Genomic DNA, 21,909 nt, shown 5'->3' on the forward strand with positions numbered 1-21,909 from the left:
ACTGGGCTAGCTGGATTCGAACCAACGCATGACGGAGTCAAAGTCCGTTGCCTTACCGCTTGGCTATAGCCCATCTTCGTAATACTTAATGATGTAACTACCGTGTTTGTACTATTTATTATGGTTGCTTTGTTGAAAAATATACACACTTTTTCTCCCATCATTGACTATTGAAGTGATACGATAGGTTTATCCAAATGTAAAGGTGGTGTCTTATTGGTGACTTCGATTGAAGAATTAGCCGATCGAATGTTGAAGGATGCTGTTACAAAGCAAGCAACCGATATCCACATTATCCCCCGAAAGCATGACACTCTTGTTCAATTCAGAGTGGCACATCGCCTCGTCACTCGCTACTCGTTCCCAATTGAAGAATGCGAAAGGTTAATCTCCCACTTTAAATTCAGTGCATCCATGGATATTGGAGAAAAAAGACGTCCCCAAAACGGTTCCTATTCGATAGTGGTCGATCATCAGCAAATTGGTTTGCGTCTCTCCACTCTTCCAGGTAACAAGAAAGAAAGTTTAGTCATACGACTACTCCCCGAACACCAATCAAATCCTTCCTACCAAGTTTCCTTATTCCCTTATATGACAAATAAGCTTCTTGCCTTACTTAAACATGCCCACGGATTAATTATCTTGACTGGTCCAACCGGAAGTGGGAAAACCACAACCTTATACACCTTGCTCGAAAAGAGCACGAATTTATTTGACCGAAATGTAATTGCTTTAGAAGATCCAATTGAAAAGGAAAGTGATGCTGTTTTACAGGTTCAAGTGAATGAAAAAGCTGGAATATCATACGCGGCTGGATTAAAAGCGATCCTTCGTCATGATCCAGATATTATTATGGTGGGGGAAATTCGGGACAGTGAGACAGCCAAAACGGCCGTGAGAGCAGCGTTAACAGGCCATCTTGTGTTATCAACCATGCACACTCGAGATGCAAAGGGGGCCATTTATCGACTCCTAGAGTTTGGAGTAGATTGGATTGAAATTGAACAAACTCTTGTAGCTGTAACAGCTCAAAGGTTAGTAGAACTTAGTTGTACACTCTGTACAACCGAATGTTCAAGCGCTTGTTTTGTTTGTGAGCGTTCAAAGAAAGCATGTGTCTTTGAGATATTAGCTGGTCAACCATTAAGTCATGTCATTAATGAGGCAAGAGGGGAGAAAAGAGCGTATGACTATGCGACACTAAGAAAGGTCATATCAAAGGGGATTGCACTCGGTTTTATTAAAGAAACGGAGTATGATCGATGGGTGTTAGACAATGAAATCAAATAAGTGGTTATTAACGGAACAATCCAACTTGCTAAAACATGTGGGAGAATTACTGGATAGGGGGTACTCTCTTGCCGAAGCATTGGAATCTACTTCCTTGCAGATGGCAGAAGGGAAGAAAATCCAGCTTAATAACAGCATAAAATTACTAAGAGAGGGTTTCGCTTTTTCGTTAGTTATTCAAAAATTAGGATTTCACCAAACCTTAGTTAGCTATGTGTATTTTGCAGAGCAACATGGTGGCCAAGCTCATGCGTATATAGAAGCAAGTAAATATATGATGAAGCAGCAGAAAGATAAGAAAGAACTAATTAAAGTATTAACTTATCCACTTATTCTTGTTTTTACTACTATTCTCCTATTTGTATTTGTTGATCAATTTCTTCTACCAAAGTTTGTATCTCTCTTTCAATCCATGGGCTTGCCTTCAAACCTCTTTACAAGGGTTATTATCCTTATTGGCTCTACTTTCCCCTTCGTTGGTACTCTCTTAGTCGTAACTCTACTTATTTTTGCTAGTTACTATCTTTTTGCGTTCAAAAATTATTCCGCCATGAAACAAAAAAAGATTTTAGTATCCATTCCGTGGTGTGGTCCGTTTTTTCAATTATTAATCACTCACTATTTTTCTGTGCAGATGAGCTATTTGTTAGGAGGGGGGCTTTCGATTTATGAGGCGGTTAGTCTCTTCGAAGGGAATAAGGAAAACAAGTTTGATCAAGAACTAGGAGTTTATTTAAAGCAACATCTATTAACAGGGACTAGTCTAGAAGAAATCATTAAAAAGCAGACGATATTTGAACGTGATTTATCAATGGTCATCCAGCACGGGCAAAAAAATGGCCGGCTTGATCAAGAGCTTCATTTCTTTAGCAGCTATTGTATGAATAGATTCCAAGAAAAAGTGAATTATATAATGAAATTTATTCAACCGTCTATTTACCTACTCGTAGGATTATTGGTTATTTCAATGTATTTATCTATCCTACTTCCAATGTTTCATTTAATGGATGGTATATAAATCTTAAGGAGAGAAAAAAATGAAAAAATTCATCCAAAATGAGAAGGCTTTTACACTTATTGAAATGATGATTGTTTTGCTTGTAATTTCAGTATTATTAATCATTGCAGTACCGAATATCAGCAAGCATAACAGCAATATTAAGGAAAAAGGATGTGAAGCTTTTATAAAAATGGTAGAAGCACAGGTTCAGACTTTTGAAATGGACAAAAATCGTTTGCCAACTGGTTTGGCAGAATTGCAAACAGAAGGATTTTTACAAGATAACCAATCAACCTGTCCAAATGGAGATATCGTGACGATCTCGTCTACAGGAGCTGTCACAGCTAATAATGAATAACAATCATGGATTTACTTTAATAGAATCTATTTTTGTGTTAAGTATGTTTGCTTTGATTGTCTCGTTTTCTTTTCTTTTTGTTCGTCCTCAAATGTTTTTCCTCGATAAACAGCTCTTTTTTTCTCAATTCAAAGATGACCTTTATTATATGCAACAATATGCTATTTCAAATCATACAGTTGTTTCTGTAAATATCCTCCCCCTATCTCATCGATATTACGCTAAGGATCAGAATGGGAAATATATTGTGGATCGAACCTACTCAAACAAGGTGAACATTAGAGAAGGTTCACAAAACTTGTATTTTCGATATAACACCTCTGGAAATATAAATACCTTTGGGACTTTGTATATTGACATACAAGAAGAACGGTATAAATTTACGTTTAACATAGGAAAGGGGAGATTTTATGTTGTACAAAACTAATGGCTTTTTCCTTGTTGAACTTTTGCTTTCTCTGTCAATTTGGTTGGTACTAACTTTATTTTTACTACCAATGTTTATTCAGGTGAGCAAGCAGTCGCTTAACACTCAATATAGTCGGGAGGCATCAAAGATATTATATGATTCCTTACAGGAAGCAATGTTTACCGGAACGATCAAAGACCATTTAACAGTAGAGAGAAAAGGGAAGTCATTTACTGTGACAAAGGAAGTGTCTAAAAATGAGGTGTGTGTAAGCTATGAAAATTCCTTTAAGAAGGAAGTTCTCATATGTGACAGTTTTTAATAATCAGGGATTTACTTTAATAGAGATGTTGGTATCTTTCTCGATTTATTGTATGCTTGCTTCTTTTTTACCCTATATTTTTTCAATTATTTTGAACATGAACCATGTTGCGAACCGCACACAACAACTAGAATTCGAGCTCTTTATTAGTCAGTTAAATACGGAACTTCAAGGTTGTGATTATGTTGAGGTGAAAAACGGTAAGCTTTATATGCAGAGTGTTGGGGAATTAGTCACGTATGAGAAATATGGGCCATATATCCGTCGATTGGTACAATCTCAAGGTCATGAAATAGTTTTGCAAAATATTAATAGTGTTGAGTTCAAACAAAATCAAAAAAGTATCTCAATTCTTGTTATTGGTAACAATAATGTTGTATATGAGGACCAACTGTTTCCTTTCCTTCAGGTGGTGGGAGGCCCATGAATGAAAAGGGGATTATGTATCCTATTAGTTTATGTATTTTTCTACTAGTCTCTCTATTTTTAACGATTGAGTTTAATCAGTACGTATCGGAAAAAGGGATAATGGCTTCGGTCAATCAACAAGAAAGACGACAGTATTTATTTTTGCTCACATCAAAGAAGATTTCTGAGGAAATGGCAGGAGGTGTGATTCCGGTAGATGGAATGACAACATATTCAGACATCAAAGTGACGTATACTGTAAAGCAAATTTCTAGCCAACATGTGGAAGTTACTTTTTTTATGATCCAGGGGACACTTTTTGTTAAAGCGATAGCCCAGTACGAGGTGGGAAGCGGAAAATTAGTAAGATGGTTGTTACCCGTGTAGCTCCCTAGGGGTTTAGTTAACTAGTATTTGGTCATACTGTTAATGACTATAAGGGAGGAAAAAACATGAGCGCAGTAAATGATTATGTAAAATACATTACACAAACGATTACGAAATATATTGATCAACCGAAGGAAGAAAGAAAAAAGATCAGGAAGGAAAAAAAAGAAACGAGAGAAGCATTTGCTTTTCGCTGGTTTGGTATTATTCCATATGTCATTATGATGAACAGAGGAAAGAGAGAGAAATCATTTAAAGGGAATGACAAATGAGTCGTTCCCTTTAAATCGCTGTTTCAGATAAGTAAAAAATACCTCCGTTTATAATCGAAATCTGAACTTTTGGCTCGTATTGCTCCTGTAAAGCTCGTTTTTCATTTTCATAGCTTTCCCCTTTTTCCTCCACTTCTTCATAAAAATGCTCCAGCAATCTCAAGTCTTTTGACCAGCGTTCTCTAGCCTCGTTTGCCCAGGAATGATCTTCTTCTAGAATGTTTGAACGAATCATATTCTGAATTCGTGTTACCCCACTATTCGGCATAATAAGTGGTGATAAGGTAAAGGAGTAATCAGGTATTTTGCGAGCTAATTGTAATCTTATTAGTTCATCGTGGAAGTTCTCGATTATTTGTCCATTAATTAATTGTAGACCTATCGACCGAAAGACGTCTCTTTTACGGTCACATTGATAGGAGATTTTTACATTCATACCTAACCAAGGACGCAATGGTACTTGTTGACCCATGGTTGCTTGATGATCTTCATAGAGCCGAATATACCCAGCAAGGTTTTTAGTTGAGTTAAATATTTGATGAAGTCTTGGTGAACCAAAGTGTATGACCTCTCCTTTAATATCGTCAGGTGTCTTTTTTTGATCCGTAATAAGCGTAAGTTTCATAGGGTTTGGAACTCCACCTGTTTTTTCTAAGTAATGCCAATAAAACGGGCGATTCATTAATTCCTTATCTAGTTCAATCGTTAATTGCACAGTTAAATATGAACCGGTATTCTCGAGTATTTCACATTGGTTAGCAGTAAAGTACTTCACCAAAAAATTATGAATTTCCTGTTGCTGCACGATAATCACCATCCTTTACTTCTTCAGCAAATTGAATCATGGAAGCTAGGTTGTCCATTTTTATTCGCATTTCCCCTTCAGAGGTGGAGTTTCCGAATATATCTGAAAGATGATCCTCAAAGCTACCAAACTCTAAACGAGTAAGAATATCATCGAGATCACCAATCACTTTTTCAAATAAATTAATTTTTTCATGTAGTAGCTTAAGGACATGTTCTTCCACTGTCCCTTTAGTTGCAAAGTTATAAATCATCACGTCTTTTTCTTGCCCTAGGCGATGAATTCTTCCGATTCGTTGCTCTAGTCTCATAGGATTCCAAGGCAGATCAAAATTAATAATATGATTACAGAACTGAAGATTGATTCCTTCTCCTCCTGCTTCGGTTGCAATAAGGACCTGTACATTGTTTTCAAAGAGCTGTCTCATCCAATCTTTTTTTCCTCTTTTAAATCCTCCGCGGAAGGGAACGGAGCTGATTCCATTTTGCTTTAGAAACCATTGAAGATAGAGTTGAGTGGCTCGATATTCCGTAAATATAATGACTTTATCATTTACCTTTTGTATCAGTTCAAGAGCTTTAACGGCCTTGGAATTCGTATGAACGGCGTTTACCTTCTCGATTAAATATGTGATTTGATCTTGATATTCCTTTGATGGGTTTTCCTTCTTTTCAAGCATATTTTTTAATGTGAAAAAGACGGCTTCTCTACTGCTGCATGCTTCTCTTTGCAGAGTCATAACTGAGAAAGCGGATGTAGTTGTCCAGTCTCCCTCTGACCGTAGTTCAGTAACAGAATCATACAAATCCTGCTCTTCCTTAGTAAGCTCAATAGGGATTGTTTCAACTTGTCTCTTCGTCCATTCAATACCTGTGTCTGCTCGACGATTTCTGATCATCACTTTATTCACAAGCTCTTTTAAATGTTCATTATCGTTAATATCTCGGGAATCCTTCTTATATTTTTCATTAAACACAGATTCATTTCCTAGGTGACCAGGTTTTAAGAGAGAGACAAGGTTGAAAATCTCACCAACTCGATTTTGAATTGGGGTTGCTGTAAGAAGTAAGCAGAATTTTTTCTTTAAGCTTTGTACAAATTCATAGTTTTTTGTTTTATTGTTTTTTAATTTATGTGCTTCATCAATAATAATAAGATCATAATCTAGGGAGAGAATGATTTCTCTATGTGGAGCCCGTTTAGCTGTATCAATAGAAGATACGACCACATCACATTGTTCCCACACATAGCTTTTACGTTGTGAAACTGCCGGAATATAAAACTTACTTGTTAACTCATATGACCATTGGGTAACGAGGGAGGCGGGAACAAGAATGAGAACTTTTTTTACAAGACCTCTGATCATATATTCTTTTAAGATAAGTCCTGCTTCGATCGTTTTCCCTAAACCTACTTCATCTGCAAGGATGGCTTTTCCGTTCATGTTTTCAACTACCTGCTTGGCGACTTCTAGCTGATGGGGAAGCGGTGTTAAATTGGGAAGATGTTTGGGAGCTTGTAATCCCTCGAAATTATCAATAACTGTATGTTTTTCTACCTCTACCGCTAGCTTATATAACTCAAAGTTCCCCCAAGGGCCGTCATTTGAAATTTTCTCTATCAGCCCCTCCTGCCAAGAGGAATCAAACTCAATCTCTACCGACATAAAAACAACTCCCTTTTTTGATCGATAAATATATTGCCGTATGGGTTTCGAAATGGTAGGATGATAATATCTTAAAAGTTTTGAAATTTGTCACATTATAATTTATTTTGACGAATGTTCTACAAGTACAGCTTAGTATTATCCAAATTGGGAATTTTTATAATGCGAATGAGAACAAGGGGAGAGACTACTTCAAAGTAGCGCCGAAGGAGCAAACAAAAATTTGTGAATCTCTCAGGCAAAAGAACTCTTGTTTGACGCAGCTCTGGAGAGCGCTTCATTCATTTGAAGCCACCAAAGGGGACAGCCAAACGGTAAACTTTCAGGTGCCAGGACAGAGACCTTTCTTAAGCAAAGAGGGGGGTCTCTGTCCTTTTTTTATGATTTTATAAGGGGGAAATGATAGTGGCGCAACTAAAAAGAACACCGCTTTTTGACGTGTATCAACAGTATGGTGGGAAAACCATTGACTTTGGAGGATGGGAACTGCCTGTTCAATTTTCAAGCATTAAAGAAGAACATGAGGCTGTAAGAACGAAGGCAGGATTGTTCGATGTTTCTCATATGGGAGAAATTGAAGTGAAAGGGACAGACAGTTTGGCCTTTCTTCAAAAAATGATGACCAATGATGTATCGAAGCTGCAAATTGGTGGTGCACAATATACTGCTATGTGCTACGAGAATGGTGGTACTGTCGATGATCTTCTAATCTATAAATTGAATGACGACTATTATTTGCTTGTTGTAAATGCTTCAAATATCGAAAAAGACTTTACATGGTTAAACGATCATGTTGAAGGGGATGTAAGGCTTCAAAATCTTTCTGAACAAATGGGCCAGTTAGCTCTTCAAGGGCCGCTTGCCGAACAGGTTCTCCAGAAGCTAGTTGAAACAGTTGACCTTTCGACAATTGGATATTTTAAATTCCAAGAGAATGTTTCCATTGGAGGAAAAGTGGCGCTTGTTTCAAGAACTGGGTACACCGGAGAAGATGGCTTTGAGGTGTACTGTAAAAGTGAGGATGCGTCTTTCCTATGGGAAACAATTCTTGAGGCAGGTAAAGAAGAAGGCGTTCTTCCTTGTGGCTTAGGCGCTCGTGATACCCTTCGCTTCGAGGCTAATTTGGCCCTTTATGGTCAGGAACTTTCTTCCACTATTTCTCCGTTAGAAGCGGGTATTGGTTTCGCTGTAAAAGTAAATAAGGAAGAAGATTTTATTGGGAAGCAAGCTTTAAAGCAACAAAAGGAAGCTGGAGTTCCTCGTAAACTAATAGGAATTGAAATGATTGACCGAGGCATCCCAAGACATGGATATCCGGTGTATGTGGGTGAACAACTAGTAGGAGAAGTAACAACTGGAACACAATCACCTACGTTGAAAAGAAATATTGGCTTAGCGTTAGTTGATTCAGCAGTCGTATCTAGAGAGTCGGAGCTAACAATTGAGATTCGTGGGAAACGCTTGAAGGTGAAGGTAGTACCAACACCATTTTATAAAAGGGAAAAGAAATAAGGGAGGAACAAAAGTCATGAAGCATCGCTACTTACCAATGACAGAAACCGATAAAAAAGCCATGCTAGAAGAGATCGGAATTTCCGATGTACAGGAGCTTTTTAACGATATTCCAGAAAGTGTTCAGTTTAAGGGAGAATATAATATTAAAAAAGCTAAATCGGAGACAGCCTTATTAAAAGAATTAACACTTTTGGCTTCTAAAAATGCCGACTTACGCTCACATACTTCCTTTTTAGGAGCTGGTGTGTATGATCATTACATGCCTGTCATTGTTGATCATGTTCTTTCACGTTCAGAATTTTACACAGCGTATACACCTTATCAACCGGAAATCTCACAAGGTGAGTTACAGGCGATCTTTGAATTTCAAACAATGATTTGTGAATTAACAGGTATGGACGTTGCTAACTCTTCTATGTACGACGGAGGGACCGCTTTGGCAGAAGCAGCGATGCTAAGCTCAGGTCATACGAAGCGTAAAAAGGTGCTTCTCTCTAGTACGGTACATCCAGAAACAAAGGATGTAGTCAAGACATATGCAAAAGGACAATACGTAGAAGTCGTAGAGATTCCATACAAAGATGGTGTCACTGATTTAGATGCTTTAAAGAGCGAAATGGGTGATGATATTGCAGCCGTTATCGTCCAGTATCCAAACTTCTTTGGAAGAATCGAGCCGATGAAGGAACTCGAGGAAATCATTCACGCGAACAAAGCAATGTTTGTAGTATCGAGTAATCCTTTGTCCCTTGGTGCTTTAACACCTCCGGGAGTCTTTGGTGCTGATATTGTAGCGGGAGATGCACAGCCGTTTGGAATTCCAACTTCATTCGGTGGACCACATTGCGGTTATTTTGCTGTAACGAATAAATTGGTTCGTAAAATTCCTGGTCGTCTGGTTGGTCAAACAAAAGATGATCAAGGAAGAAGAGGATTTGTTTTAACGCTTCAAGCAAGAGAACAACATATCCGTCGTGACAAGGCAACATCTAATATTTGTTCAAACCAAGCGTTGAATGCTTTAGCTGCATCTGTCGCTATGACTGCCTTAGGGAAAAAAGGAGTCAAGGAAATGGCTGTGAGCAATATTCAAAGAGCTCACTATGCAAAGAAAGCATTTGAAAATAAAGGATTCACAATTGCCTTTAATGGACCGAGTTTTAACGAATTTGTAGTTGTATTAAATAAGCCTGTGAAAGAAGTGAACCAACAGCTTTTACAGGAAGGAATCATTGGAGGTTACGATCTCGGTCGTGATTATCCAGAGTTGAAAAATCACATGCTTGTGGCAGTAACCGAACTACGTACAAAAGAAGAAATAGATCTATTTGTTGATAGAATGGGGGATTATCATGCATAAGGAAGACCAAGCGCTCATTTTTGAATTAAGTACCTCTGGCCGAGTAGGGTATAGTCTCCCAGAGATGGATATCCCTGAGGTAAACTTAGATGATTTAATTCCAGCAGAATATTTACGAGCTGTTGAACCAAATCTACCCGAGGTTTCTGAGCTTGATATCATGCGTCATTATACAGCTCTTTCAAAAAGAAATCATGGCGTTGATTCCGGTTTTTACCCTCTTGGATCTTGTACAATGAAATACAACCCAAAGATCAACGAAAACGTTGCTCGTATGGCTGGTTTTGCTCATCTACATCCACTTCAAGATGAAAGCTCTGTTCAAGGTGCATTGGAGCTTATGTATGATCTTCAGGAGCATCTAATTGAGATTACGGGTATGGATGAAGTTACATTACAGCCTGCAGCGGGAGCACATGGTGAGTGGACGGGTCTTATGCTCATTCGTGCCTTCCATGAAGCAAATGGCGACTCAAAAAGAACAAAGGTGATTGTACCTGACTCCGCTCATGGAACAAATCCAGCTTCAGCAACGGTCGCAGGGTTTGAAACAATCACTGTTAAGTCCGATGAAAATGGATTGGTTGATTTAAATGACCTAAGAAGCGTTGTTGGAGAAGACACTGCTGCCTTAATGCTAACCAATCCAAATACTCTTGGTTTATTTGAGGAAAATATTCTTGAAATGGCGCAGATCATTCACGAAGCTGGTGGAAAGCTGTATTATGATGGAGCGAACCTAAATGCAGTTCTTTCCAAAGCTAGACCAGGAGATATGGGCTTTGATGTTGTCCATTTAAACCTTCATAAAACATTCACTGGTCCACATGGTGGGGGTGGTCCAGGTTCTGGTCCTGTTGGGGTAAAGAAAGATTTAATTCCATTCTTACCAAAGCCAGTCGTTACGAAGAAGGACGGAGTATTTGTATTGGACTACGATCGTCCACAGTCAATTGGACGTGTAAAACCGTACTACGGTAATTTTGGGATTAATGTAAGAGCATATACGTATATTCGTACAATGGGTCCTGATGGATTAAAAGCAGTGACTGAATACGCGGTTTTAAATGCGAATTATATGATGAGACGCCTTGAACCTTATTTTGATTTACCGTTTGACAGACATTGTAAACATGAGTTCGTATTAAGTGGAAAGAGACAAAAGAAGCTTGGTGTTCGTACACTAGATATCGCGAAGCGCCTGTTGGACTTCGGATATCACCCACCAACTATTTACTTCCCTCTAAATGTAGAGGAATGCATCATGATTGAGCCAACAGAAACAGAGTCAAAGGAAACTCTAGATGCATTTATCGAAGCAATGATTCAAATTGCAAAAGAAGCAGAAGAGAACCCTGAAATCGTTCAAGAAGCCCCACACACAACGGTTGTTGGAAGATTGGATGAAACGACAGCTGCGAGAAAGCCGATTTTAAGGTATCAAGCATAAAGGTGTTAAGGAAACAAGCACGTCAGATGTCGTGCTTGTTTTTTAGGAAAAACAAAAAGGATTCCGCTCTAAAGAGCTAGGAATCCTTTTTTCTTACTTCACTTTAATTTTACCAGACCACTTTTTGAATCCGCCTTCAAGGTGAGAAAGATCTTTATAACCTTTACGGTATAGTGTTTGTGCTGCACGGCCACTTCTCATCCCACTTTGGCAATATAGATAAACCGGTTTGTCAGGACGAATTTCTTTCATGCGCATTTTAAATTGCGATAGAGGAATGTTTCTAGCTCCTAAAATATGTCCTGCTTCATACTCGTTCGGTTCACGCACATCAATTAGTTGAGCTTTTCGGTAGCCTTCACGGAATTGTTGTTCATTCAGTGTTTTTACAATTTTACGTTGGTAGAGCCAAGTAATCACAGAGTAAGCGATAATGGCAACTACTAGTATAAGGATAAAATAAAGAGTATCCATAAAGTTACATGTCTCCTTTCGAACAAGCATCACGCCAAGTTATATTATATCGGTGTTGAGACTTTGGGTAAAGAGGAACAACTTAATTTTTGAGTACATGTTACTTTCTTTCACTCGTTTCATTTGTTAAGCTAATAGAGCTAGATTTCAACATTAGAAAAAGAGGTTTCATTATGAACAAAGAAATATGGGGTTTCATTGATTCAGGAGAAGGATCTCCTTCTTTTAATATGGCATTGGATGAAGCATTACTTGATTGGCATAGTAAAGGAGAGATTCCGCCAATCATCCGTTTTTATGGATGGAATCCGGCTACTCTTTCTATAGGATATTTCCAAAAGGTTGAGAAGGAAATCGATCTTGATAAGGTGAAAGAACATCACCTCGGTTTCGTACGTAGACCAACCGGTGGGAGAGGGGTACTTCATGACCAAGAGCTGACCTATAGTGTTATTGTGACAGAAGAACATCCCGACATGCCTAGAACGGTAACAGAAGCATACCGTGTGATTTCTGAAGGCATATTAAAAGGTTTTCAGCTACTAGGGTTAGATGCTTACTTTGCGGTTCCTAAAACAGCAGAGGAAAGAGACTCTCTTAAAAACCCTCGTTCAGCTGTCTGCTTTGATGCTCCAAGCTGGTATGAGCTCGTTGTAGAGGGAAGAAAAGTGGCAGGAAGTGCACAAACAAGACAAAAAGGTGTTATTTTGCAGCATGGTTCGATCCTACTAGATATAGATGAAGATAAGCTGTTTAGTCTTTTTAAATATCCGAACGAAAGAGTAAAAGAACGTATGCAAAAAGCCTTTAAAAACAAGGCTGTGGCCATTAATGAGATTAGTTCAAGAAAAATAGAGGTAGAAGAAGCCAAACATGCTTTTAAAGAGGGATTCGAACAAGGGCTAAATATAGAATTGCAACCATTTGAACTATCGGAAGAGCAGCTAGAATATGTTCATAAACTAGCGCGCGAACGATATGAAAGTGATGGGTGGAATTTTAAAAGATAAGCGTCGAAATATGTCGCTTTTCTTTTTTTTGTAAAGTTATAGGAAAAAAGCCTATAGTACGTAGGTTTGTCTCATTGTTAGAAAAAGCAAGGAGCGAAATTTGTTAAAATTTATCGTTTTTGCTCGAAAATCTACAAAAATCATCTTTTTTCGCTAGATTCTTAATTTTTTTGAGTTTGACAAATTTGCAGGTGTTTGACCTAAACACAATATATAGTGGTTGTTTTGGAAAAATATATACTATATGTAGACAATATAGTTGATTTAACAATTGGACTGTGGTAATTTAAGAATATTCCTAGCTGCGCTAGATTCTGGATTTCTATTAGTAGTTTTTTACAGAGTAGATTAAAAGAAGCATTTGTATATTTTAAAGGAGTTGTGTGTATGTCTGTTGCGTTTAGAAAAAAAATGAATATTGATGTCGAGAGCTTGAACAAGGATATTAGCTTGTTTCCTCAGGTGCATCCAGTAACCCCAGATATGAAGATTACTCATAAAGGGGTATCAAGACTTGTTATGCTTGACCGTTATACATTTAAAGATACGGAAAAGCTAACATTATCGAACGGAGATTTTGTTGTTCTTACAATTAAAGAAGATCCAAAGTTTCCTGCGAGAGGTCTTGGATTTATTCTTGAAATTGATTGGGACCAAAAGATGGCTAAAGTGCTTGTTGATGAGGAGTTTAGAGGTGTTCTAGATGACCCGGAAGAAGCTAGTACAGGAGTTATTAATCGTTCACTTGATGTCATTGAAAAGCCATTGGAAGTGTTCTATGAGCAAATTGCGAAACGCAACGCAACAGGCTTGGCCTCAGTAGAGAGAACAGAAGAAAAGAAGGCTGAATGGTTCCAGAAGTTTTATCAGGAACTAGTTAACTTAAATTTCATTCCAGCAGGACGAGTTCTTTATGGAGCAGGTGCTGGAACAGAAGTAACATTCTTTAATTGTTATGTTATGCCATTTGTTCAAGATTCTCGTGAAGGAATTTCAGAGCATCGTAAGCAAGTAATGGAAATCATGAGCCGTGGTGGCGGAGTTGGAACGAATGGCTCAACCCTAAGACCAAGAAACACACTTGCTCGTGGAGTAAACGGCAAATCATCTGGTTCAGTATCGTGGTTGGATGATATTGCAAAATTAACGCATTTGGTAGAGCAAGGTGGATCAAGACGTGGTAAAGTAGCATAAGTGTGCCTCGTCTATAAAAAAACCTCGTGAAATGCTGGAAACTCTTTATGCATGACTTGCTGGCTACAACGTAACTGGAAACAGTAAACGTGAACGCTTGAAAACAGCAAGTGGAAAAAGACAATCAGCAGCCAAGTCCCTTTAAAATGGGAAAGGTCCAACGACCATCGAAAACACACAATATGTGGAAGTGAGTAGAGTAGGGATCAAGTGATTCCGAAGCGCGAGGACACTCTTAGAGTGTAAGATATGGTCTGAACTTTAGGGTGACCTAAAGAGTTGATGTAACGAATCAACGTAACATATTTGGCCCAAATGATCATGTTAGCGGACTGGCATCCTGACATTATTGAATTCATTATTTCAAAAATGCAAAACCCAAGAATTCTTCGTTTCTTACTTGAGACAACAAAAGATGAAACGATTAAAAAATATGCGAAAGAAAAACTAAAGTTTTCTCCTCTTACAGAGAGTGAGCGTTCTATGTACCAAGGAATTGCTAATTACAAAACTATTCCAGGTCATGGTGGTTTTTCTGAGAAAAACATTGCAGACGCTGAAGAAAAGCTTACTACTGGAGGAAATTTCTCGGTTCATAACTCGGAATTCTTAACAGGTGCGAATATTTCTATCTGTTTAACGAAAGAGTTTATGACAGCAGTTGAAAATGATACTGTGTACGAACTTCGTTTCCCAGATGTGGAAAGCTACGATGCTGAGGAAATGAAAATTTACAACGAAGAGTGGCATAAAGTAGGGGACGTTCGTGAGTGGGAAAAACAAGGCCATAAAGTACGAGTGTACAGAAAGATCCAAGCAAAAGAATTATGGAATCTTATTAACATCTGTGCGACATACTCAGCTGAGCCTGGAATTTTCTTCATCGACAACGCAAACGATATGACAAATGCAAAAGCATATGGTCAACAAGTAGTAGCTACAAATCCATGTGGAGAACAACCACTAGCACCATATTCCGTGTGTAACCTTGCTGCTGTTAACTTAGCGGAGATGGCAGATAAAGAGACAAAAACGGTTAATTTTGAAAAGTTAAGACAAACGGTCGCAGTAGGAGTTCGTATGCAGGATAACGTTATTGATGCAACTCCATACTTCCTTGAAGATAATAAGAACCAAGCATTAGGGGAAAGACGTGTAGGACTTGGTGTAATGGGCTTACATGATTTACTGATTTATTGTGAGACAGAATACGGTTCTGAAGAAGGAAATGTTCTTATTGATAAAGTGTTTGAAACGATTGCAACGACAGCGTATGAAACATCTGTTGAACTGGCGAAGGAAAAAGGAAGCTTCCCGTTCCTTGTAGGCAATACAGATGTAGAAACGAATCGTCTTCGTCAAGCATTTACGCAAACGGGCTTTATGCAAAAGATGCCTGAGCATGTGAGAGAAGCTATTCTAGAAAACGGAATTCGTAATTCTCACTTGTTAACAGTAGCTCCTACAGGATCTACTGGAACAATGGTTGGTGTTTCAACGGGTCTTGAGCCATACTTCTCGTTCTCATACTTCCGCAGCGGACGTCTTGGGAAATTTATTGAAGTAAAAGCAGATATTGTACAAGATTATCTTGACCGTAATCCAGAAGCGGATCCTGACCAATTACCAAGCTGGTTCGTGTCAGCGATGGAGCTTTCACCTGAAGCGCATGCGGACGTACAATGTGTCATCCAAAGATGGATTGATAGTTCAATTAGTAAAACAGTAAATGCACCAAAAGGATATAGCGTTGAGCAGGTAGAAAAGGTGTATGAGCGTCTATACCGCGGTGGAGCCAAGGGTGGTACCGTTTATGTGGATGGATCACGTGATAGCCAGGTATTAACACTTAAGGCAGAAGAAAATACGGTTGATGAATTTGAGCCAAATGTGGAGAAAACACATGTAGTATTAGTTGATACCATTTCGGATCTTCGTTCAACAGATGTGACTATTGGTTCTGAAGTTGGAAATACTTGTCCTGTATGTCGTAAAGGAAAAGTAAAAGAAATCGGTGGCTGTAACACTTGTACAAACTGTAACGCACAGTTAAAGTGTGGTCTATAATTTGAGGTTAAAGAGGATGGAAATAATTGTTCCATCCTCTTTTTTCGTTTCTTTCTTTTTTTGTTCATACTACCTGTATAACTAGGTTGATGAAATGAGGGAAAACAATGAAGCCATTCGTTCCACAGCTTGTTTATATAGAACCAGGTGCACTGGAGTATGAACTCGGTAAAGAATTGAAACAAAAGTTTGAAAATATGGGCCTTGAAATAAGAGAAACAACTTCACATAATCAAATTCGTGGAATTCCTGGAGACAATGAGCTTCAGCAATACCGGAATGCAAAATCCACTTTAGTTGTTGGTGTAAGAAGAACATTAAAGTTTGATACATCTAAGCCGTCAGCCGAATACGCCATTCCTTTAGCAACGGGCTGCATGGGGCATTGTCACTACTGTTATTTACAAACCACATTAGGAAGTAAGCCGTATATTCGAACATACGTAAATCTCGAGGATATTTTTAATCAGGCTCAAAAATATATGGATGAACGAGCTCCAGAGATCACTCGATTCGAAGCCGCTTGTACATCAGACATTGTTGGTTTAGATCATTTAACTCATTCCCTAAAAAAAACGATCGAGTTTATCGGTCAAACAGAGTATGGTCAGCTTCGTTTTGTAACGAAATATCATCATGTCGACCATCTGCTAGATGCGAAACATAATGGGAAAACACGATTCCGCTTTAGTGTGAATTCGCGGTATGTAATAAAGAATTTCGAACCGGGAACATCAACATTTGATGAACGCCTTGAAGCCGCTAAGAAGGTCGCGAATGCGGGATATCCACTTGGCTTTATTGTTGCTCCTATTTACCTTCATGACGACTGGAAGGAAGGGTATCGAGAGTTATTTGAGCGTCTAAGTGACTCGTTACAAGGAATTGAGTTACCTAACTTAACCTTTGAATTAATTCAGCACCGATTTACAAAGCCAGCCAAAAAGGTAATTGAAAAGCGCTACCCGAAAACAAAGCTCGAAATGGATGAAGAAAAAAGAAAATACAAATGGGGGCGTTACGGAATAGGAAAGTACGTGTATCAAACCGATGAAGCAGCTGAAATGGAGCAAACGATTCGAGGGTATGTAAAAGAGTATTTTCCTAATGCAGAGGTTAGTTACTTTACGTAAAAAGCCGATATGATAAAAAAATAAAATGATTTAGATTGTCCGCCGTACTATTTCATGAAGCTACTGCTTAAAGATGTATCATATACGTGCATCTAAGGAGTGACTTCCATGTATATTGACGGCGTTTTTTCTGGGGGAGGCATTAAGGGGATTGCCTTAGTTGGTGCCTATGAAGCAATTGAAAATAGAGGCTTTCGATTTAAAAGAGTGGCAGGAACGAGTGCAGGCTCAATTATTGCGTCGTTAATTGCTGCAGGTTATACGAGCAAAGAGGTTTATGAGCTTATAAATGAATTGGATTTAAAAACGTTTTTAGATACTCGTCCGTCGTATCTACCCTTTCGAGTGGCTAAATGGATTCTGCTTTATTGGAGACTTGGTATTTACAAGGGTCAGAAACTTGAAGAGTGGCTTGCTGAAAAGCTAGCACATAAAGGTGTTCGAACATTTGCAGACCTAGAACCTCAAGCTTTAAGAGTTGTCGCTTCGGATTTATCAAATGGCAGATTAATTATCCTCCCAGATGATTTGCCGTACTATGGAATTAATCCAAATTCCTTTTCAGTTGCGAAAGCGATCCGAATGAGCTGCAGCTTACCGTATTTCTTTGAACCTGTTAAAATAAAGCATGACCATACGACAAGTACAGTTGTTGATGGTGGAGTTCTTAGTAATTTCCCCATGTGGCTATTTGATAGTGAGAATGTAAAGAAGGTCAGACCCGTATTAGGGATTAAACTGTCTCATAGTATTCAGGATCGACCGAATAAACAAATTACCAACGCAATTAAACTATACGAGGCGCTGTTTGAGACAATGAAGGATGCTCATGACTCGAGGTATATCTCAAGAAAGCATGAAAGAAATATCATCTTTATCCCTACAGAAGGGGTATTAACAACGGAGTTTGAATTGACCGAGGAAAAAAAGCAAATCCTTTTCGATTTAGGCAAGGAAAGAGCTTCCCAATTCTTTTCAAAGTGGAGTTATTAAAAAGAAAAACCGAGCGTCTAAAACGATGCTCGGTTTTTCTTTTTACCCTTTCGCCCTTCAATGACCGTTAAATGTGTGGCTGATTTGGATTTATTCGCATGCTTTTTTAACGAAGTAATGGAGCCGCTTTTGGCTGAAGGTTTCCGACCCTCTTTTTGTAAATACTTCTTTTTTGTACGCTTAGCAGCTTTGCGGAACGCATGCTGTTCTTTTTTGTCGGGACTTCCCTTATAAAAATGTCGAACCAAAAAGTACAGAATCACTCCGACAATTGCAAACACAAAAATACTTTTAAAAAATTCACTAGGATTGACCATAAGTCTAGAAACTACTCCAATAGCAGCTAAAATAACTAAACAAACGATAAAAATAAGCGAAGTTCGATTTTTCATGAAAGCCACCTCCCTAAAAGCATGATTAGCATTTTTTTCCGCTTTTAAACTAGCTGCTCTGACAATTACACAATTTCCACCCATTGTTCGTTAAAGATGGTGAGGATATTGGGCTTGCACATATTAAATGGTGAGGTTGTTATTGTTTCAAACGTTTTAAAGGTATTAATTAATTTATGCTACTTTCCACGATATTGGAACACGTTTTTACATTTGTTTAATAAAATCTTATCTTATATTTATTCTACTAGAAAAGGAAAAAAACCTCTATCATGTAGACTTAAATTGACAGAAATCAAATTATTTTTATTTATAAGTAAGGAAAGAAATGCCGTGGGACATAATACAAATGGAGGTGGTTTTAATGGCAGAAAACAAGGGGAAATATGAGCAAGAACAGCATGAAAAACCATTATCATTTATGGCTATGGTCATTATCACAGGGTTTGTAGGAGGAATGCTATGGAGTGGTCTTGCATTTATTGCATGGTATTTTAACTTCACTGAGATTCATCCAAGGGTTATCCTAGAGCCATGGGCGATCGGCGCATGGAAGAAACAATGGCTTGGTACAGTCATTTCGATTATTCTTCTCGGAGTTATTTCAATCGGAGTTGCCATTATGTATTACATAGCGCTCAGACGTTTTAAGAGTATATTTATTAGCATGGGCTTTGGACTTGCCTTACTGGCATTGGTATTGTTCGTACTTAACCCAATCTTCCCTGGAATTCCTCCATTTAGAAAGATGGAATTAAATACATTAATTACTACAGCTTGTTTTTATGTTTTATATGGGACGTTTATCGGTTATTCCATTTCCTATGAGGAACATGAAATGAAGAGGATAAAAAAGGCAAACCATGAACCTCCCTTCTCTCCAGACTAGTGTAACGAAAAAAGGATGTGTTAGAATGTTCTTATTGAGCATTCTTTTTTCGTTTTATAGAATAAAAATACGAAAGGGAGAGAATGATGGAAAAATTAAATAAATTAAGAGCTGAACTAAAAAAGTTAAATGTCGATGGCATCCTTATTACAAGTAGTTTTAATCGTCGCTATATGTCTAACTTTACTGGGTCAGCAGGTGTTGTCCTCATAAGTAATGACCGTGCACAATTTATTACTGATTTTCGTTACGTCGAGCAAGCAGAAAAGCAATGTGTAGGCTTCGAAATCGTAAAGCATAACGGTACCATACCTGAGGAAGTAGCAGCACAAGTTAAAGAGCTTGGAATTACTAGACTAGGCTTTGAACAAGAACATGTTACATATTCTTCTTATCAATCCTATAAAGGAGCTTTGCAATCAGAACTAGTACCATTATCAGGCGTTATTGAAAAGTTGCGCTTGATAAAGACTGACGCAGAGATTAAGATATTAAAGGAAGCAGCAAAGATTGCAGATGCTGCGTTTACACATATTTTAGGCTTTATTCGTCCTGGCATAACAGAATTAGAGGTTTCGAATGAGCTTGAGTTCTTTATGAGAAAAAGAGGTGCAACTTCATCATCTTTTGATATAATTGTTGCTTCGGGAATTCGATCTGCACTTCCTCATGGAGTGGCTAGTGAAAAAGTGATTGAAGCAGGTGATTTTGTAACACTTGACTTTGGGGCATATTATAAAGGCTACGTATCCGACATTACAAGAACTGTATCAGTTGGAGAACCTGATGCTAAGCTAAAGGAAATTTACAATATTGTTTTACAAGCGCAATTACTCGGGATGGAAGGAATCAAACCAGGAATGACGGGAAAAGAAGCCGACGCATTGACAAGAAATCATATTTCTTCCCATGGGTATGGTGAATATTTTGGTCATTCAACGGGACATGGTATTGGTCTAGAAGTGCATGAAGGACCTGCACTATCAGTAAGATCAAATCTTGTACTTGAAGAAGGAATGATTGTAACCGTTGAACCTGGTATATATATTCCAGGGCTTGGCGGTGTTCGTATTGAAGATGATACGATTATTACGAAGGATGGAAATGAATCCCTCACTTACTCTACAAAAGAACTTATTATTCTTTAATGCATCTTATTAGGAGGATTTATTAATGATTTCAGTAAACGATTTTCGTACAGGTTTAACAATTGAAGTAGATGGCGGCTTATGGCGCGTAATGGATTTCCAACACGTTAAGCCTGGTAAAGGTGCGGCATTTGTTCGTTCGAAGCTTCGTAACCTGCGTACAGGAGCGGTTCAAGAGAAGACATTCCGTGCGGGTGAGAAGGTAGCGAAAGCACAAATCGACAACCGTAAAATGCAGTATCTATACGCAAATGGAGAGCAACATGTATTCATGGACGTGGAGTCATATGATCAAATCGAGCTTCCAGCAACAGCAATTGAATACGAACTAAAGTTTTTGAAAGAAAACATGGAAGTTCATATCATGATGTATCAAGGTGAAACACTAGGAGTTGAACTACCTAATACTGTTGAGCTTGAAGTTGTTGAAACTGAGCCAGGAATCAAAGGTGACACAGCATCTGGCGGAACAAAACCTGCTATTTTAGAAACGGGCCTATCTGTTCAAGTACCTTTCTTTATTAACCAAGGTGATCGTCTAATCATTAACACAACTGAATCTTCATACGTTTCAAGAGCTTAATATTGCACGTACAATTAAGAATGAAAAAGACACTCGAATGAGTGTCTTTTTTGTGTTACGAAGAGAATTGGAAGACAGCCGTAATGGTTGCCTTCACTTGTAGTAAACCTGGTTCTATCGTTGTACTTACTCCTTTTACCATAGGCATCGTAGTATAAAGTGGCTCAGGGATCGTTACAGCACTGCCTCCTTCAATAATGAGTATAGGAGGATGATTGAGTTGAACACGTAAGGCTTGAGCAATCGCTGCAGCTTTCTGTGTCGCATCCTGAACGGCAAGAGTGAGTGCTTGTTGTTCTTGATTTGATACATTCTTTGCTGAAAAATTAATCGCTAGTATACTGTTTGCTCCACTTTCTATTGCTTTATCAACGACCATGCCAATTTGATCCATATTGGATAATGTAACAGTTAAACGATGCTCTACTTTATAATTTCTAAACGTTTGCACGCCATCAACAAAGTCGTATTGAGGGAAAATGGAATAATCAGATGTTCTAATTTTTTCTCTTGGAATTTGCAGTGAAAGCAGAGCATCCACAACAGCAGAACTTACTTGTGCATTTTCTCGTTGTGCGGGCACGAGTTCCTTATTCTCCGTAATGATCCCAATAATGACATCGGCTTGGTCTGGCTGTATATCAACTGTTCCTTCCCCTATCACCCTAATTTCATTTGTACTAGTTGCTCTAGCAGGGTAATGGTTCCACACTCGCGTGTAATCTTGATACATATCAACTCCTCCTTTTTCAATACTTCTCCTTTGTAAAATGTATGCAGTCTA

Annotated in this window: 22 protein-coding genes, 1 tRNA gene, 2 pseudogenes and 1 riboswitch; of the genes and pseudogenes, 19 read left to right on the plus strand and 6 right to left on the minus strand. The window is 38.3% G+C overall.

The annotated features are described in order from the left end of the window. Position 1: 1 nt before the first annotated feature. A tRNA-Gln gene (locus ACGLXV_RS15215) sits at positions 2 to 73 on the minus strand. Between the two features lie 146 nt (positions 74 to 219). Here ACGLXV_RS15215 and comGA point away from each other — a divergent pair. The 8 genes from comGA (at position 220) to ACGLXV_RS15255 (ending at position 4,446) form a co-directional block, all read left to right on the plus strand. After that, on the plus strand, positions 220 to 1,290 hold the full coding sequence (gene comGA / locus ACGLXV_RS15220) for a competence type IV pilus ATPase ComGA (RefSeq protein ID WP_391559408.1): 1,071 nt from the start codon (positions 220 to 222) through the stop codon (positions 1,288 to 1,290). Further along, a complete protein-coding gene (gene comGB / locus ACGLXV_RS15225) occupies positions 1,277 to 2,308 on the plus strand; it encodes a competence type IV pilus assembly protein ComGB (RefSeq protein ID WP_391559327.1) in 1,032 nt (343 codons plus the stop codon). The genes comGA and comGB overlap by 14 nt, the downstream gene beginning before the upstream one ends. A gap of 19 nt (positions 2,309 to 2,327) precedes the next feature. Then, complete coding sequence (gene comGC, locus ACGLXV_RS15230; protein ID WP_391559329.1) at positions 2,328 to 2,648, plus strand: competence type IV pilus major pilin ComGC; 321 nt, start codon at positions 2,328 to 2,330, stop codon at positions 2,646 to 2,648. Beyond that, positions 2,641 to 3,075 (plus strand): competence type IV pilus minor pilin ComGD, encoded by a 435-nt coding sequence (gene comGD / locus ACGLXV_RS15235; protein WP_119709115.1) that lies wholly within the window; start codon positions 2,641 to 2,643, stop codon positions 3,073 to 3,075. The genes comGC and comGD overlap by 8 nt, the downstream gene beginning before the upstream one ends. Then, entirely contained in the window at positions 3,059 to 3,379 is a 321-nt protein-coding gene (gene comGE / locus ACGLXV_RS15240; protein ID WP_391559331.1) for a competence type IV pilus minor pilin ComGE, read from the plus strand. Before comGD ends, comGE begins: the two co-directional genes overlap by 17 nt. Then, positions 3,366 to 3,806 carry a competence type IV pilus minor pilin ComGF gene (comGF, locus tag ACGLXV_RS15245; RefSeq protein ID WP_391559332.1) on the plus strand — a complete coding sequence of 147 codons (441 nt, stop codon included), beginning with the start codon at positions 3,366 to 3,368 and terminating at the stop codon, positions 3,804 to 3,806. The genes comGE and comGF overlap by 14 nt, the downstream gene beginning before the upstream one ends. Then, positions 3,803 to 4,174 (plus strand): hypothetical protein, encoded by a 372-nt coding sequence (locus ACGLXV_RS15250; protein ID WP_391559334.1) that lies wholly within the window; start codon positions 3,803 to 3,805, stop codon positions 4,172 to 4,174. The genes comGF and ACGLXV_RS15250 overlap by 4 nt, the downstream gene beginning before the upstream one ends. 65 nt (positions 4,175 to 4,239) lie before the next feature. Beyond that, positions 4,240 to 4,446 carry a YqzE family protein gene (locus ACGLXV_RS15255; RefSeq protein ID WP_119709111.1) on the plus strand — a complete coding sequence of 69 codons (207 nt, stop codon included), beginning with the start codon at positions 4,240 to 4,242 and terminating at the stop codon, positions 4,444 to 4,446. Positions 4,447 to 4,456: 10 nt separating this feature from the next. Here the strand turns inward: ACGLXV_RS15255 and ACGLXV_RS15260 are convergent, their stop codons facing one another. Both ACGLXV_RS15260 and ACGLXV_RS15265 read right to left on the minus strand, forming a co-directional pair. Then, a complete protein-coding gene (locus ACGLXV_RS15260; RefSeq protein WP_391559335.1) occupies positions 4,457 to 5,251 on the minus strand; it encodes a YqhG family protein in 795 nt (264 codons plus the stop codon). Then, positions 5,229 to 6,917: a DEAD/DEAH box helicase gene (locus tag ACGLXV_RS15265; RefSeq protein ID WP_391559336.1), complete on the minus strand. Its 1,689-nt coding sequence runs from the start codon at positions 6,915 to 6,917 to the stop codon at positions 5,229 to 5,231. Before ACGLXV_RS15265 ends, ACGLXV_RS15260 begins: the two co-directional genes overlap by 23 nt. A gap of 168 nt (positions 6,918 to 7,085) precedes the next feature. Next, positions 7,086 to 7,177, plus strand: a riboswitch (glycine riboswitch). Positions 7,178 to 7,316: 139 nt separating this feature from the next. On the opposite strand from ACGLXV_RS15265, the gene gcvT reads away from it, so the two are divergent. The 3 genes from gcvT to gcvPB are packed head-to-tail and all read left to right on the plus strand — an operon-like array spanning position 7,317 to position 11,242. After that, positions 7,317 to 8,429: a glycine cleavage system aminomethyltransferase GcvT gene (gcvT, locus tag ACGLXV_RS15270; protein WP_391559337.1), complete on the plus strand. Its 1,113-nt coding sequence runs from the start codon at positions 7,317 to 7,319 to the stop codon at positions 8,427 to 8,429. A 16-nt stretch (positions 8,430 to 8,445) separates the two neighbouring features. Beyond that, positions 8,446 to 9,792, plus strand: coding sequence for an aminomethyl-transferring glycine dehydrogenase subunit GcvPA (gene gcvPA, locus ACGLXV_RS15275; RefSeq protein WP_391559339.1), 1,347 nt, complete (start codon positions 8,446 to 8,448; stop codon positions 9,790 to 9,792). Further along, positions 9,785 to 11,242 (plus strand): aminomethyl-transferring glycine dehydrogenase subunit GcvPB, encoded by a 1,458-nt coding sequence (gcvPB, locus tag ACGLXV_RS15280; protein WP_391559341.1) that lies wholly within the window; start codon positions 9,785 to 9,787, stop codon positions 11,240 to 11,242. Before gcvPA ends, gcvPB begins: the two co-directional genes overlap by 8 nt. Positions 11,243 to 11,335: 93 nt before the next feature. Here gcvPB and ACGLXV_RS15285 read toward each other — a convergent pair whose 3' ends face one another. Next, the gene (locus tag ACGLXV_RS15285; protein WP_119709106.1) at positions 11,336 to 11,716 is read right to left on the minus strand and encodes a rhodanese-like domain-containing protein; all 381 of its coding nucleotides are present in this window, start codon (positions 11,714 to 11,716) and stop codon (positions 11,336 to 11,338) included. A gap of 173 nt (positions 11,717 to 11,889) precedes the next feature. On the opposite strand from ACGLXV_RS15285, the gene ACGLXV_RS15290 reads away from it, so the two are divergent. The 5 genes and pseudogenes from ACGLXV_RS15290 (at position 11,890) to ACGLXV_RS15310 (ending at position 18,113) form a co-directional block, all read left to right on the plus strand. Further along, entirely contained in the window at positions 11,890 to 12,726 is an 837-nt protein-coding gene (locus ACGLXV_RS15290) for a lipoate--protein ligase family protein (protein WP_391559343.1), read from the plus strand. A gap of 387 nt (positions 12,727 to 13,113) precedes the next feature. Further along, positions 13,114 to 13,908, plus strand: a pseudogene (locus ACGLXV_RS15295) (ribonucleotide reductase N-terminal alpha domain-containing protein); the annotation flags it as partial. Positions 13,909 to 14,229: 321 nt separating this feature from the next. Beyond that, positions 14,230 to 15,987 (plus strand): annotated as a pseudogene (locus ACGLXV_RS15300) (vitamin B12-dependent ribonucleotide reductase); the annotation flags it as partial. Between the two features lie 107 nt (positions 15,988 to 16,094). Beyond that, a complete protein-coding gene (gene splB / locus ACGLXV_RS15305) occupies positions 16,095 to 17,120 on the plus strand; it encodes a spore photoproduct lyase (protein WP_391559345.1) in 1,026 nt (341 codons plus the stop codon). A gap of 108 nt (positions 17,121 to 17,228) precedes the next feature. Further along, positions 17,229 to 18,113: a patatin-like phospholipase family protein gene (locus tag ACGLXV_RS15310; RefSeq protein WP_391559347.1), complete on the plus strand. Its 885-nt coding sequence runs from the start codon at positions 17,229 to 17,231 to the stop codon at positions 18,111 to 18,113. Positions 18,114 to 18,130: 17 nt separating this feature from the next. Here the strand turns inward: ACGLXV_RS15310 and ACGLXV_RS15315 are convergent, their stop codons facing one another. Beyond that, a complete protein-coding gene (locus ACGLXV_RS15315) occupies positions 18,131 to 18,505 on the minus strand; it encodes an SA1362 family protein (RefSeq protein WP_119709101.1) in 375 nt (124 codons plus the stop codon). A gap of 364 nt (positions 18,506 to 18,869) precedes the next feature. Here ACGLXV_RS15315 and ACGLXV_RS15320 point away from each other — a divergent pair, with 364 nt between their 5' ends. From ACGLXV_RS15320 to efp, 3 genes are all read left to right on the plus strand, one after another. After that, positions 18,870 to 19,394 (plus strand): YqhR family membrane protein, encoded by a 525-nt coding sequence (locus tag ACGLXV_RS15320; RefSeq protein ID WP_391559349.1) that lies wholly within the window; start codon positions 18,870 to 18,872, stop codon positions 19,392 to 19,394. Positions 19,395 to 19,480: 86 nt separating this feature from the next. After that, positions 19,481 to 20,542, plus strand: a complete 1,062-nt coding sequence (locus ACGLXV_RS15325) for a M24 family metallopeptidase (protein ID WP_119709098.1) — start codon at positions 19,481 to 19,483, stop codon at positions 20,540 to 20,542. A gap of 25 nt (positions 20,543 to 20,567) precedes the next feature. Continuing rightward, on the plus strand, positions 20,568 to 21,125 hold the full coding sequence (gene efp, locus ACGLXV_RS15330) for an elongation factor P (RefSeq protein WP_119709097.1): 558 nt from the start codon (positions 20,568 to 20,570) through the stop codon (positions 21,123 to 21,125). 55 nt (positions 21,126 to 21,180) lie between these two features. On the opposite strand, the gene ACGLXV_RS15335 is transcribed toward efp, so the two are convergent. Further along, on the minus strand, positions 21,181 to 21,858 hold the full coding sequence (locus ACGLXV_RS15335) for an SIMPL domain-containing protein (protein WP_391559350.1): 678 nt from the start codon (positions 21,856 to 21,858) through the stop codon (positions 21,181 to 21,183). Positions 21,859 to 21,909: the final 51 nt, after the last annotated feature.

The organism is Robertmurraya sp. (genome assembly GCF_036676585.1).
GTDB lineage: Bacteria > Bacillota > Bacilli > Bacillales > Cytobacillaceae > Robertmurraya_A.

Excerpts from the sequence above, each read along its gene's own strand:
- ACGLXV_RS15320 (WP_391559349.1), top strand. The coding sequence starts at position 18,870 with ATGGCAGAAAACAAGGGGAAATATGAGCAAGAACAGCATGAAAAACCA.
- ACGLXV_RS15265 (WP_391559336.1), bottom strand. The coding sequence starts at position 6,917 with ATGTCGGTAGAGATTGAGTTTGATTCCTCTTGGCAGGAGGGGCTGATA.
- ACGLXV_RS15315 (WP_119709101.1), bottom strand. The coding sequence starts at position 18,505 with ATGAAAAATCGAACTTCGCTTATTTTTATCGTTTGTTTAGTTATTTTA.
- comGE (WP_391559331.1), top strand. The coding sequence starts at position 3,059 with ATGTTGTACAAAACTAATGGCTTTTTCCTTGTTGAACTTTTGCTTTCT.
- ACGLXV_RS15285 (WP_119709106.1), bottom strand. The coding sequence starts at position 11,716 with ATGGATACTCTTTATTTTATCCTTATACTAGTAGTTGCCATTATCGCT.
- ACGLXV_RS15290 (WP_391559343.1), top strand. The coding sequence starts at position 11,890 with ATGAACAAAGAAATATGGGGTTTCATTGATTCAGGAGAAGGATCTCCT.
- gcvT (WP_391559337.1), top strand. The coding sequence starts at position 7,317 with ATGATAGTGGCGCAACTAAAAAGAACACCGCTTTTTGACGTGTATCAA.
- efp (WP_119709097.1), top strand. The coding sequence starts at position 20,568 with ATGATTTCAGTAAACGATTTTCGTACAGGTTTAACAATTGAAGTAGAT.
- comGB (WP_391559327.1), top strand. The coding sequence starts at position 1,277 with ATGAAATCAAATAAGTGGTTATTAACGGAACAATCCAACTTGCTAAAA.
- ACGLXV_RS15255 (WP_119709111.1), top strand. The coding sequence starts at position 4,240 with ATGAGCGCAGTAAATGATTATGTAAAATACATTACACAAACGATTACG.
- comGD (WP_119709115.1), top strand. The coding sequence starts at position 2,641 with ATGAATAACAATCATGGATTTACTTTAATAGAATCTATTTTTGTGTTA.
- ACGLXV_RS15250 (WP_391559334.1), top strand. The coding sequence starts at position 3,803 with ATGAATGAAAAGGGGATTATGTATCCTATTAGTTTATGTATTTTTCTA.
- comGC (WP_391559329.1), top strand. The coding sequence starts at position 2,328 with ATGAAAAAATTCATCCAAAATGAGAAGGCTTTTACACTTATTGAAATG.
- gcvPA (WP_391559339.1), top strand. The coding sequence starts at position 8,446 with ATGAAGCATCGCTACTTACCAATGACAGAAACCGATAAAAAAGCCATG.
- splB (WP_391559345.1), top strand. The coding sequence starts at position 16,095 with ATGAAGCCATTCGTTCCACAGCTTGTTTATATAGAACCAGGTGCACTG.
- ACGLXV_RS15310 (WP_391559347.1), top strand. The coding sequence starts at position 17,229 with ATGTATATTGACGGCGTTTTTTCTGGGGGAGGCATTAAGGGGATTGCC.
- ACGLXV_RS15325 (WP_119709098.1), top strand. The coding sequence starts at position 19,481 with ATGGAAAAATTAAATAAATTAAGAGCTGAACTAAAAAAGTTAAATGTC.
- ACGLXV_RS15335 (WP_391559350.1), bottom strand. The coding sequence starts at position 21,858 with ATGTATCAAGATTACACGCGAGTGTGGAACCATTACCCTGCTAGAGCA.
- gcvPB (WP_391559341.1), top strand. The coding sequence starts at position 9,785 with ATGCATAAGGAAGACCAAGCGCTCATTTTTGAATTAAGTACCTCTGGC.